The sequence below is a fragment of the Pseudoalteromonas sp. TP27 genome (genome assembly GCF_056470645.1).
The window spans coordinates 14,093-27,517 of the sequence record NZ_JARDAK010000013.1 but is presented as its reverse complement, the minus strand read 5'-3'; the positions used below and the strand labels follow the sequence as shown (position 1 = coordinate 27,517).

Sequence of the window (13,425 nt, the reverse complement as noted above, 5' to 3'; positions counted from 1 at the left end):
TTAACAAAATATAAATTTAATTTAACTTTTTTGCATCCAATTTAAACCCTGCCCCGTTATTAGCTATGACTTCAATCAAAACTAAAGGACAAAGTCATGAAAGCTTTAACTCCATCAATACTCGCAATAGTAATATGTAGTACGTTTGTAAGTGCACCAAGTGAAGCATCTAGCCACAGAGAAGCGCCAAATATAAGCCGTTTCCCGACTTTAGATTCAACCGATTTTTATGTATTTAATAGTTACGAGCAAGGTCGTGGTGATTTTGTAACACTAATAGCTAACTATATTCCGCTACAAGACGCATACGGCGGCCCTAATTACTTTGCAATGGATCCAGATGCAACTTACAGCATTCATATCGATAACGATGGCGATGCTGTTGAAGATATTACATTTGCGTTTAATTTTAAAAGCATGCTCCCTAACGATAATCAAGGCGTGCAATTAACGGTTGGACCTGAAGGTAATCAACGTACAGTTTCGGTGCCACTTAAGAATGTTGGCGGCGTGGCTGCAGGTGATGACAGCGCAGCTAACTTTAGCGAATCATACACAATGAGCATGATAAGCGGCGCACAGCGTACTGGCGAAGCTACTGTGTTAAACAACACAGCCTCAAACTCAAGCACATTCTCTAAACCACTTGATTATGTAGGTAATAAAACATTTGGATCGATGAGTGATTACCAAACTTATGCAGATCAATTTGTTTATCAGGTTTCAATTCCTAACTGTGAAAGCATGGCACAAGTTTTTGTAGGACAGCGTAAAGACCCGTTTGTAGTTAACCTAGGTAAAACATTTGATTTAGTTAACTATGTACCTGTAGAGGGTGACAGCGCCCCAGGTGCTGGTGACGGCGGCGGTTTTCCAGGTGGTATAACGCAATCTGCTGATAACGACGACCTTGCAGATAAAAACGTCACATCAATCGCTATCGAAATACCAAAGAGTTGTATTGTTGGTGAAGGTAACGGTGTAATTGGCTCGTGGACAACGGCAAGCTTACCCCAAGCACGTGTATTAAACCCAAATGCTAAATTTGCAAATAATGCTGTAAACGGTGGTGCATTAACTCAGGTTTCACGCCTAGGTAACCCACTTGTAAATGAGCTTGTAATTGGCATTAAAGATAAAGACACATTCTCAACAGCGCACCCGAAAGATGATGCACAATTTTTAGATTATGTATCTCACCCTGCACTACCAGAGTTATTAAATATTTTATTTAAAGATGCTGTTAATACAACACTAGATACTAACTTTGAAACTCTGGCACCCACTAACTTCCCGCGTACTGATTTAATCACTGCATTTTTAACGGGTTTTGCAGACGTTAATCAGCAAGCAACGGTAACACCTTCAGAAATGCTGCGTTTAAACACAGCCATAGCAGCAACAGTACAGGCTAATCAATCTGCATTTGGTGTAGCTGGCAATGATTTAGCGGGTTTCCCAAATGGTCGTCGCCCGGGTGATGATGTGGTTGATATTGCACTGCGCGTTGTGATGGGTCGTTTATGTCATCCTATTCCTGTAAATGGTGAAGACACTGACTTAGGCCTTTGTACACCAGAGGATGCTAATACGGGTACAGTTCCATTTACTGATGGCGCACCTATTGATGCAACAATGATGGACTCAACATTCCCATACCTTGCAACACCTATTGCAGGCTCTAAATAAGGAGTTAACTAATGCGTAATTTAAAAACTACCCATATTTGTGTACTCCTAAGTGCTTTAACATTAGGAGCATGTAGTAGCGATGACGATAAAAAACAACCTACACCGGTTGTAAACACCGCACCTACAGCAAGTGATGCAATGCTAACAACACAAACTGAAGTAAGCATTACCGATATGCTTAGCGCAACTGACAATGATGGCGATTCACTTACTTACTCGTTAACAAGTGAGCCAACACTCGGTACTGTTACCGTTAATAGCGACGGTAATTTTACCTATACACCGAATAAAGAAGCGACAGGTTCAGATAGCTTTATGTTTAGTGTAAGTGATGGCGTTAATTCGCAAGTTACTGCCACAATAAGTATTGCGATTGAGGCGCTGCAAGTTGACTTTGCTCAATTTACAACCGATGCATTTAATCAAAGCACAAATGCAGAGCCGCTATCAGTTAATGGTCGCGTGTTTACAAACACCGAGTCTGATGTTGATGGATTAATTTCAACAAACGGTAACTAAATTAGCAACCTAGATTAGCAACTAAACAAGTAATTAAGCTGACAGGCCATGGATGGCTTTTTTCAAAGGATATTTATAATGCATTTATCAGTATTTAACCCCCTCACTATTATTGCTATTTGCTTAACCTCTCTTGCGGTGAGTGCGGCTCCTTTTATCCCAAAAGATGACGCAGTTATTGCCTCAAGTAATTCAACACTGAGTGCCTCACTCTCTGTCGACGAAATAAATACATTAGTGACTAATAGCCAATATGCAGGCCAAACAGAGCGCTTACAGGGGCTACTTAAAACCCGTTTAGCCCAGCTATATAAACAAACACCCACATCTAAAATTGGTTACCTATATGCTCGTGTTTTACAAAAAGAGCACCTTTTTGACGAAGCAATTAACATTGCTAACAACGTTTTGATTACCGAGCCAAAGCACAGTAATAGCCATTTGTTGCTGGCCAATATATTGATGACCCAAGGTGAATTTACACGCGCAAAACAACACTGCATCGCCTTGATTGGTCAAGTAAGTACTATTACAGCTAGCACCTGCGTACTTGATGTGCAAAGCCAGCATAAAAACGTTTTAGACAGCTACCAAGCATTAGTTAAAATTATAAACAATAACCAAACTAGTCTAGCTACAAACCATGTTTTAAGTGAAATGAGCTACCGCTTAAATAACTACAAACAAGCTTTGTCTCACTTACAAAGCGTAGATTTAGTTCAAGCTCCTGTGAGCCTCATTGTTTTATGGGCCGATATTCAACTTGCTCTTAATCAACCGCAGCAGGTATTAAATACATTAAGTGTACTGCTTCCTGACAAAAGTAATTTAGAAGATGCTATTTTGCTAAGGCTTTCAATCGCAGAAAAAAGACTAAGTAAACGCGATAAAAAATGGCAAAATACAATGGCGAAAAGAGTTACACTTAGAGAGCTTCGCAAAGATTCATTTCATGCAAGTGACTTAGCTAAATATTACCTTGATGTACAACCAAATCGCGAAAAAGCACTTTACTGGGCTCATATTAATTGGCAACAGGCTAAAATGAGCACCGATGAGCAATTACTTACTCAAGCAAAAGCGATGCAACGAGATACACTATGAAAACGCCTTATCTATTTATACTCACTTTAATGCTGTGTATTTTCTCAACTTACAGCTTTGCCCATCAACTAAGTACAAGTTATATAACCCTAAATAGCAAGAACGATAACGACACCAACAAAAAACAATACACGGGTACCTGGCAAATTAATATAGCCGACTTAGAGCATGACGTGCCTTTAGATTTAGATAAAAACGGGCAAATTTCATGGGCAGAAATAAAAGCAAAGCGCAGCTCAATTAATAACTTCATTACAGAAAATTTAAATATCACGCAAAACGAACAAGCATGCCCTTTAACAAGTGAAGGTATCTATCAGCTAGATAACCATTTTAACCAGCCTTATTTGGTTATTCCGCTAATGTTTAGTTGCAATGGCAATGAAACAATCTCTCTTTCTTATTCTGCTTTTTTTAAAACCGATGCTAATCATAAATCTATCGTAAATATAAACGGTGTATCTCGTGTATTTAACATAAACGAAGCTCAGCAAACATTTAGCTTTGAAAAATCTAGTTATTTAAGCACGTTCAATCAATACGTTTATCAAGGTGTTTTACATATTTGGATAGGTATTGATCATATTTTATTTTTAATCGCTCTGTTGCTTACCTGTGTTTTAAAACGTAGTGATAAAACATGGCAAGGTATTAGCTCTAAAAAACAAATTATTAAACACACAGCATGGATAGTAACCGCGTTTACGCTTGCGCACTCTATTACGCTTACCGCCACAGCTATGAACTTAGTCTCGCCAAATAGTCGTTGGGTAGAGCTTGGAATTGCTATATCGGTTTTATTTGCAGCACTAAATAATGTTTGGCCGTTAGTACTTCGTTTAGGGTGGCTTACTTTTGCTTTTGGTTTACTACATGGGATGGGATTTGCCAGCGTACTTGGCGAGCTGGGCTTGTCGAGCGACTATCAATTATTGAGTATTTTAGCATTTAATTTAGGTGTCGAAATCGGTCAGCTCAGTATATTACTGATTGCGCTGCCATTGCTTATTTATGTACGTAACTACACCTGGTATAAAAAGTGGCTTATGCCTATGGGTTCTGTGGCAATAGCAATAATTGCTCTGCAATGGTCAATAGAGCGTTTTTAAAGTATAAAAAAAGCTAGCCAATAATTGGCTAGCTTACTTTTTAGTTATCTATTTTGCGCTTTACTATTCTTTATCAAATGGCATTAGTAATGTTTTCATCGCTGGGCGAAGCGCTATTAATACTGTTTCTTCGGTTAGCTCAGGGTAGAGTAACTTTCTAAGTAACAACCCTGCCATCATTGAAAAAATAACATTAATTCGGCTTTCAAGTTCAAGTTCATCAATATCTTTTAGCGCACTTCGCTCACTTGTTAAAAGCTGCCTCATGCGCCCGCGTGCTTGAGTATCCATATCACGTAGCAAAGAAGCTACTTTAACATTTCGACCTGCTTCAGCCATCATATCTAAATCAACTACACATGCCCCTGTGTCCATGTGCCTTTGAACACCAATGTTTAAGCCATCAATGAGCGCTTGAAGTACATCACCAGGATGATCTTCAAACTGTTGGAAGATAGAAAACATTTCTTCCATATCTTTTTCAATAATGCTTTCTATAATTGCTTCTTTACTTTCAAAGTAATTATAAATATGGCCTGCACTCATCCCTGCCGTTTTAGATATTTCAGCCATGCCTGCACCGTGGTAACCTTTTCGATGAAAACACTCTGCAGCAGCTGTTAGTATTTGTTCGCGCCTAGCTTGCGCTATCGCGGGATCTGTTTGCCTTTTTGCTTTAGGCTTCATGTTCAACTCCACTACTAAGTCTTAAACTCAGTAAAGCGAGTACTATAAATAGCCTCGCTGTATCATTAAAATGCAGCTCGCAAGCGAGCTGCTAATATTACTGCTCTTCCTGAGTTATTTTGTCGCTCGTATTCCATCCGCCACCAAGCGCTTTGTATAAGTTAATTTGGCTAGCAAGATATGATTGCTGGCCGCTAATTAACTGTTGCTGCGCGCCATACCAAGTACGCTGAGCATCAAGTACTTGCAAGTAGCTATCTGCGCCTTTTTCGTAACGCATTTTTGATAAATCAAACGTGGTTTGTCGGCTACTTATAAGCATATCAAGCGCACTTAATTGCTCTTGATAGCCTTCTCTGTCGGCAAGTGCATCGGCCACTTCGCGAAACGCATTTTGAATTTTTTGCTGATACGTAGCCACTGCAATTTCTTGATCTGCTTTTGCTACATCAAGATTAGCTTGGTTACGTCCCATATTAAAAATAGGTAAGCTAATTGACGGTACAAAACTCCATGTACCTGAGCCTGAATCAAACAAGCCACTCAAATCACTTGAAGCAGACCCTGCATTGGCCGTTAAGCTAATACTTGGGTAAAACGCCGCACGTGCAATACCAATATTGGCATTTGCAGCAAGCAGTAAATGCTCAGCGGCTTTAATATCTGGGCGCTGCGATAGCAAATCAGACGGTAAGCCAACCGGTACTTCTGGCATGCTAATCAAGTTAGTCAGGTCTTTATTAGGCAGTAAATCAGACGAAACAGATTTACCCACTAATAAATCAAGCGCGCTTTTATCACGCTTTAATAAACGCTTATACGTTGCTATGTCTACTTTTGCTGTAGCAACTGTACTTCTAAGCTGCTCAAGCGTAATTGAAGACGTAGCACCTAAATCAAAGCTTTTTTGTGTAAGCGATAATGACTCTTGCTGAGAGGTTAACGTTTCTTTTGCAAGCTCTAGCAGTTGTAAGTCTGTCGCGTAATTAAGCCATGCATTTGCAAGCTCTGAAATTAAAGACACTTGCGTACTGTATTGGCTAAGCTCTGTAGAGTATAAATTTTGCAATGCTTGCGCCGATTGATTGCGCACTTTACCCCAAATATCTAACTCGTAAGAGGTAATGCCTACCGTTGCACTGTATTGCGAGCTAATAGCTGCATCGCCAGTACCCGACAAATCAGCAGGTAAACGCTGGCGCGTACCAGATGCGTTTAAATCAAGTGACGGATACAAAGCAGAATCTTCAATTTGATACAAACCACGAACACGCTGCACGTTAAGCACTGCAATTTGCATGTCTTTATTATGCTCAAGGCTTTGCGTAATTAATGTTTGTAGTTTTTCATCATTAAAAAACTGCTGCCAATTTAATTGCTGTGCAGAGCTTTGATCAGTACCTGATGCATAAGCATCAGATACTGGTAGAGCAAGATCTTTTTGCTCTGGTGCAAGTTGGCAACCACTTAGTACTAATAAAGCAATGGCACTTAGGCTGAATGTTTTAATACTCATTCTGCACTCTCCTTCGTTGTCTCTTTAGCTTTGCCTGGGAATACACGGCGAACTAAAACAAAGAATAACGGTACAAAAACAACAACTAATATTGATGATGCAAGTGTGCCACCAATAATTGAAATACCTAGTGCATTTTGCGCGCCAGAGCCCGCACTTGAGGCGATTGCTAGTGGGATTACACCACAAATAAACGCCATTGAAGTCATTAAAATTGGACGTAAACGAAGGCGTACCGCAGCAACTGCAGCATCAACTAGACCTAGTCCTTCATCCATTTTATGAATAGCAAATTCAACAATTAATATCGCATTTTTAGAGGCTAAACCAATGGTGGTCAACAAGCCTACCTGCAAGTAAATATCGTTAGATAAGCCACCGCCTAGCGCTGCCATAATTGCACCAAATATACCCAGTGGCACAATCATCATTACCGCAAACGGTACCGACCAACTTTCATAAAGCGCGGCTAAACATAAAAATACAAACAGCAAGGATAAGCCATATAATAGAGGTGCTTGACCACTACTTGAGCGCTCTTGGAATGAAATACCGGTCCATTCAGACGAAATACCATTTGGTAGCTGTTTAACTAAACGTTCCATTTCATCCATTGCTTGGCCTGTACTGTAACCCGGCGCTGCACTACCTTGAATTTCCATTGCTGAAAAACCATTGTAACGCTCTAAGCGAGGCGAACCGTAAGTCCAATAGGCACTAGCAAAGGCTGAAAACGGCACCATATCGCCATTATTATTGCGCACATACCACTTATTTAGATCCTCAGGCACCATGCGCGATTGTGCGTCACCTTGCATATACACTTTTTTAACTCGACCACGGTCAATAAAGTCATTTACATAACTACTACCCCATGCTGTCGAAAGTGTACTGTTGATATCGTTTTGCGACACGCCAAGCGCTTCGGCTTTTGCAAGGTCTGTATCAAGTTGCAGCTCTGGCATATCTTCTTGTCCGTTTGGACGTACACCCGCTAAAATTGGACTTTGACTTGCTAAACCCAATAATTGATTTCGTGCAGCTAATAACTCATCGTGGCCTAGGCCTACACGGTCTTGTAAGAAAATATTAAAGCCATTAGCAGTACCCAGCTCAACAATTGCAGGTGGCGGGAATGCAAACACAAATGCTTCTTTTATAGTCGAAAAGTAACCCATCGCTTTACCTGCAACACCTTGAACAGATAAGTCATCGCGTTGACGTTCATCCCAATGTTTTAGGTTAACAAAGGCAATTGCTGAGTTTTGACCAGAGCCTGCAAAACTAAAACCAGTCACGGTAAAAATACCGTTTACTGCTTCAGATTGATCGTTTAAAAAGTGATTTTCTACCTTTTTAACAACCTCAAGCGTTTGCTGTGTTGTAGAGCCTGCTGGCAATGAAACTTGGTTAAACAAAATACCTTGGTCTTCGTCTGGTAAAAATGCGGTTGGTAAATGTGAAAATACATAAACCATGCCACCCACTATCACAGCGTAAATAAGTAAGTAACGCTTAGAGTGGTTGATCATACGGCTTACAAAGCCTTGCGCACCGCGATTCGTTTTATCAAAACCTCGGTTAAATCCAGAGAAAAACTTACCAATAAACGAGCTATCGTCGTGAACATGGCTTGGTTTTAATAACGTAGCACACAGTGCTGGTGTTAAAATAAGGGCAACCAATACCGAAAGTCCCATTGCCGAAACCAATGTAATAGAGAACTGACGATAAATAATACCCGTCGAGCCACTAAAAAATGCCATTGGAATAAATACAGCCGAAAGCACCATGGCAATACCTACCAGCGCGCCTTTAATTTCGTCCATTGATTTACGCGTAGCTTCGAGTGCTGAGAGCTTTTCTTCAGTCATTAATCGTTCTACGTTTTCTACAACAACGATTGCGTCATCTACCAATAAGCCTATGGCAAGTACCATCGCAAACATCGTTAGTGTATTTATTGAATAACCAAAGGTGTATAAAATACCAAATGTACCTAGTAAAACCACAGGTACTGCAATAGTTGGAATAAGTGTTGCCCTAAAGTTTTGTAGGAACAAATACATAACTACAAAAACAAGTACAACAGCTTCAATTAAGGTGTGAATAACTTTTTCGATAGAGAGCGATACAAACGGCGTTGTGTCGTAAGGTACAACCGCATCTAACCCTTCAGGAAAGAATGGCTTTAACTCTTCAATTGCTTTTTTAACTCCAGCGGCAGTATCAAGTGCGTTAGCACCACTGGCTAGTTTAATACCTAAGCCTGATGCTGGCTGACCGTCATAACGAGCAACAACGCGGTAGCTTTCGCCGCCAAGCTCTACTCTAGCAACGTCTTCAAGGCGAACAAAAGAGCCATCTGGATTGGTTTTAACTAAAATTTGTTCAAATTGCTCTGGCGTTTGTAATCGGCTTTGCGCCGTTACTGTTGCATTAAGTTGCTGACCATCAACCGCTGGCATACCGCCTAGTTGACCGGCAGATACTTGTGCATTTTGTGCAGAAATAGAAGCGCTAATATCAGCTGGTGTAAGCTTATAGTTTTGTAACTTTGCAGGGTCTAACCAAATACGCATTGCGTACTGAGAACCAAACAACTGTACTTCACCTACGCCTTCAACACGCGAGACAATATCTTGCACGTTTGATGAAACATAATCGCCAATATCAATATTGGTCATGCTGCCATCTTTAGACACAAAAGCATAAACCATTAAAAAGTTACGCGCTGACTTTGCAACCACAACACCTTGCCTTTGTACGGCTTCTGGTAAGAGTGGAGTTGCTGTTGCTAGTTTATTTTGCACTTGAACTTGTGCAATATCAGGGTCTGTTTCGGCGCTAAACGAAAGTGTAAGCGTAGCAGAACCGCTAGATTCTGACGTTGATGACATATAAAGCAGGCCATCAAGCCCTTTCATTTTTTGCTCAATAACTTGCGTTACCGTATCTTCAAGTGTACGTGCAGATGCACCAGGGTACGTTGCCGTAATACTCACTGCAGGTGGCGCAATTGAAGGATACTGCGAAATAGGTAAACTCCTAATCGCCAAAATACCTGCAAGCATCACTACAATAGCGAGTACCCAAGCAAATATCGGTCTATCGATAAAAAATCGTGACATTAAAACTCTCCGTTATTGCGCTTGATCGGCTTTAGCAGACGATTGAATTTCAGAAGGATTCACTGGCGCACCAGGGCGGATTTTTTGTAAGCCTTCAACTATTAACTTATCGCCATCCATTAAGCCATCAGTAACAAGCCAATCAGAACCAATCGTTCTATCTACTTTTAAAACACGGCTTTCAACAGTATTCTCTTTACTCACGACCATTGCCGTTGGCTCACCTTTTGAGTTTCGGCTAACACCACGTTGCGGGGCTAAAATAGCATCCGCCTTAACGCCTTCTACAATAGAAGCGCGGGCATACATGCCTGGCAATAACAATTTTTCTGGGTTTGAAAATTTAGCACGTAATGTTACTGAGCCAGTACTTGGATCAACGGTTACTTCGGAGAACTGCAATGTACCTTTATGAGGATAAACAGAGCCATCTTCCATAATAAGTTCAACGTCAGTTTGGCTAGTAGAATCAACGCTTAGTGCACCTGATGATAATGCTTTTTTAAGTTTGGTAAGCTCATTACTTGATTGTGTTAAATCAATATAAATTGGATCTAGCTGAGTTACGGTAGCAAGTGCAGTACTTTGATTGGCACTAACTAGTGCACCTACAGTTACGCTTGATTTACTAATTTGACCACTAATTGGTGAAGACACATGGCTGTAATCAAGGTTAATTTGCGCCGATTTTAACTGCGCTTTAGCCGTTAATAATTCAGCATTTGCTTGTTTAGAAGCTGCATCTGCTTCGTCAAAATCTTGTTGACTTACCGCTTTAATTTTTAATAATTCACTATAACGCGATGCTTTTGATTTAGAACTCGCAATACTTGCCTCTGCGCGCGCTACGCTTGCTTCACTTGCTGCTAAGTCTGCTTCAAATGTCGCAGGATCTATTTGATACAGAGCCTGGCCTTGTTTAACCTCTTTACCTTCTACAAATAAACGAGATTGCACAATACCACTTACTTGAGGGCGTATTTCAGCAATTTGAAATGCACTGATACGACCAGGAAGTTCTTTTTTGAGAGTAAGCGCTTGGCTTTTTAATGTAAGTACACCCACTGGCACAGCTTTAGGAGCTGAAGCTTGTGACTGCTCAGCTGCCTGGTCACAACCAGTTAAAGCAACAGACCCGACGAGGGCTGATAATACAAATAAAGCGATGCGGGAACGCTGCATGTTAAATACCTTTTAGTTTAGAGTGAACGATCATTCTAAATTAAAACGCGCTGAAAATGAATCTTAATTAGAAGAAATTTACACAAACTTAAACCCTTGAGTGCGATATACGTATTAGGTTGTATTTAATGTTAATTAGATGAAAACAGAATCAAGCCTGTATGAAAATAAAACAACTTAACATATTGAAATAATTTTTTATTTTAGGAACAAAGCTTCTAACAAACACAAAAAAGCCAAGCAAATATAGCTTGGCTATTTATATAAACGACTAGCGTCATACTTAGTTTTTTAAGGGGTAATAGTAGTCTGCGGGATGATAACCCTTGAAACCAACAATTGCTCTACCCTAATCCCTTCAACATCAACAACTTCAAACTTAAAGCCTGCAAAAGTTAAATGCTCTGCGCGTTTAGGTATTCGCTTCATGTTGTAAATTAAAAATCCAGCAACTGTTTCATAGTGCATCTGATCAGGAAACTCTTCTATATCAAGTACTTTTGCTAAATCTGTAATTGGCGTTAGTCCATCTACAAGCCATGAGTTTTTATCGCGCTCTATAATTAGTTCATCACCTTGGTGAGTTATTAAATCCCCCATAAACCCTTTCATTAAATCTTTAACCGTAACAATACCCACCGAAAGTGCATATTCGTTTACTACAACCGCAAATGGCTTTGCTGCGCTTTTAAACGCATTTAAAGCTTCTGATAGGCTTAATGTTTCGGGTAAGTAAAAAACATCTTTATCAATCAGGTCGTCGTTTATGTTGGCGGCTTCGCCTTTTAGGACTTGTCGTAAAATATCTTTAGACTCAACAGAGCCATGCAACTTATCTAAATTTCCTGATACCACTAAAAAGTGGTTATGAGGATGATCTATAATTTTAGTGGCAATATCATGGCTACTTTCGTTTAAATCAAAATACACAATTTGGTCACGTGGCGTCATTACGCTTGATAAAAATCGCGCTTCTAGGTCAAACACATTGCCAATGAGTTCATACTCTTGCTTTTGCAAACTGCCATATGCAGCACCTGCTTCCATCATGGCAACAATGTCCTCTGTTGTTACATTGTCTTCTCGCTCAGCCGGCACCTTAAATAAGCGCAGCACAAAGTTAGTAACACCATTAAAAAACATAACAAGAGGCGTAAGCGCAAATGTTACCCAGCGCATAATGGTTACTACACGAACTGCAACGGCCTCAGGCATTATCATCGCTAAGCGCTTTGGCATTAAATCGGCAAATAATATAAACAAAGATGTAATAGTAAAAAATGAAAGTAAAAAGCTAATCTTTTCTAAATGCACACCTTGGTAAAACAAGACCAACACACTTTCAACATAAGGAGATAGCGCCTGCTCGCCCACAATACCACCGAGTATTGCTATAGCATTAAGTGCTATTTGGATCATGGCAAAAAAAGCCCCTGGATTTTCTTGTAGCTTTAGTACCGCTGCTGCCTTTATATTCCCTTCATCTGCCATTACTCGCAGTTTTATTTTACGCGACGCTGCAATTGCTATTTCTGACATAGCAAACAACGCACTGATCAAGATCAATAAGCTAATCCCGATTAAATCACCCATTTAACGCTCCAAAAAGTTAGCGCTTTTTTAAACAAAAAGCAGCTGGATTATAATCGGTTTTTTAAATGCGGCAATTTATATTTTAATGTTATAATAATAAATATTTAAGTCATTGAATTAAATGACTTAGTCGCTTATTTTTGCCTCATCAAATGCAGCCGAAAGTTTATCTTGTAGGCTTTGCTCCATGTTTATATTACAAGCAAAGTAAAGGGGAGACTGTTTGGTATTAAGATTTAAAACAGGTTCGAGTAGCTTTAATTTAGGTTCGAGTTTTGCACGATAGTTAAACTGCTTATTGCTTAAAATAACAAAATCGAGAATATCGTATCGAGTACTTATTATTTTATCAATTTTGTCTAGGCTATCAATAATAAGTAAATTTTTAGTTTCGCTAAAGCCTCGCTCTAATAAGTAATGGTGGCTAAAATTATCGCGTAGCACGGCAATTTTATAATTTTTAGCATCGTTAAGCGTATTTAGATGGATGTGTCGTGATTTAAGGGAGTATATAGCAGAATCAAAGCGCTCTAGTTGAGCAATCCAACTAAATTTATCTTCTCTATTTGGTAATTTAACAATTGAAAAAATACATGTGTTTTTATCTCGAAGTACCGCGTTATACGATACAGCCCAGCTATGAGCTGACATAGTGTATTTTATATCAGTGGTAGCAAGTGCTTTCTTTACTTTATCAACAGAGCGGCCAGCCAGCTGATTATTTTCGTCAATATATTGAAAATCTGGAAAAACTTCGGTCACAATAGTAATTTCAGCTGCATTAACCTTTATGCATGCAAAACACAGTATGAGTATATACAACCTCATTCAGCTACGCCCTTAAATTAAAAATTGATATAAACAACTATAGTTGAGGGCAACCGAACTGCTAG

At 39.7% G+C, this 13,425-nt stretch carries 10 protein-coding genes; 4 read left to right on the top strand and 6 right to left on the bottom strand.

Annotated features, from left to right (window positions below; all coding sequences use genetic code 11):
- Nucleotides 1-96 precede the first annotated feature (96 nt).
- The 4 genes from PX700_RS14760 to PX700_RS14745 all read left to right on the top strand — a co-directional run bounded on the left by PX700_RS14760 (nucleotide 97) and on the right by PX700_RS14745 (nucleotide 4,423).
- Complete coding sequence (locus tag PX700_RS14760; RefSeq protein ID WP_479521105.1) at nucleotides 97-1,689, top strand: DUF4331 domain-containing protein; 1,593 nt, start codon at nucleotides 97-99, stop codon at nucleotides 1,687-1,689.
- Between the two features lie 11 nt (nucleotides 1,690-1,700).
- Complete coding sequence (locus PX700_RS14755) at nucleotides 1,701-2,210, top strand: Ig-like domain-containing protein (RefSeq protein WP_415637132.1); 510 nt, start codon at nucleotides 1,701-1,703, stop codon at nucleotides 2,208-2,210.
- A gap of 78 nt (nucleotides 2,211-2,288) precedes the next feature.
- Entirely contained in the window at nucleotides 2,289-3,314 is a 1,026-nt protein-coding gene (locus tag PX700_RS14750) for a hypothetical protein (protein ID WP_415637133.1), read from the top strand.
- A complete protein-coding gene (locus PX700_RS14745; RefSeq protein ID WP_479521104.1) occupies nucleotides 3,311-4,423 on the top strand; it encodes a HupE/UreJ family protein in 1,113 nt (370 codons plus the stop codon). The genes PX700_RS14750 and PX700_RS14745 overlap by 4 nt, the downstream gene beginning before the upstream one ends.
- A 63-nt stretch (nucleotides 4,424-4,486) precedes the next feature.
- Here the strand turns inward: PX700_RS14745 and PX700_RS14740 are convergent, their stop codons facing one another.
- The 6 genes from PX700_RS14740 to PX700_RS14715 form a co-directional block, all read right to left on the bottom strand.
- Nucleotides 4,487-5,110: a TetR/AcrR family transcriptional regulator gene (locus PX700_RS14740; RefSeq protein WP_415637135.1), complete on the bottom strand. Its 624-nt coding sequence runs from the start codon at nucleotides 5,108-5,110 to the stop codon at nucleotides 4,487-4,489.
- 97 nt (nucleotides 5,111-5,207) lie between these two features.
- On the bottom strand, nucleotides 5,208-6,626 hold the full coding sequence (locus PX700_RS14735; RefSeq protein WP_415637136.1) for an efflux transporter outer membrane subunit: 1,419 nt from the start codon (nucleotides 6,624-6,626) through the stop codon (nucleotides 5,208-5,210).
- Nucleotides 6,623-9,757: an efflux RND transporter permease subunit gene (locus tag PX700_RS14730; protein ID WP_479521103.1), complete on the bottom strand. Its 3,135-nt coding sequence runs from the start codon at nucleotides 9,755-9,757 to the stop codon at nucleotides 6,623-6,625. Before PX700_RS14730 ends, PX700_RS14735 begins: the two co-directional genes overlap by 4 nt.
- 12 nt (nucleotides 9,758-9,769) lie before the next feature.
- The gene (locus PX700_RS14725; protein ID WP_415637138.1) at nucleotides 9,770-10,939 is read right to left on the bottom strand and encodes an efflux RND transporter periplasmic adaptor subunit; all 1,170 of its coding nucleotides are present in this window, start codon (nucleotides 10,937-10,939) and stop codon (nucleotides 9,770-9,772) included.
- A gap of 291 nt (nucleotides 10,940-11,230) precedes the next feature.
- Nucleotides 11,231-12,532 (bottom strand): polyamine export protein PaeA, encoded by a 1,302-nt coding sequence (gene paeA, locus PX700_RS14720; RefSeq protein WP_415637139.1) that lies wholly within the window; start codon nucleotides 12,530-12,532, stop codon nucleotides 11,231-11,233.
- A gap of 126 nt (nucleotides 12,533-12,658) precedes the next feature.
- Nucleotides 12,659-13,360 carry a substrate-binding periplasmic protein gene (locus PX700_RS14715; RefSeq protein WP_479521102.1) on the bottom strand — a complete coding sequence of 234 codons (702 nt, stop codon included), beginning with the start codon at nucleotides 13,358-13,360 and terminating at the stop codon, nucleotides 12,659-12,661.
- Nucleotides 13,361-13,425 lie beyond the last annotated feature (65 nt).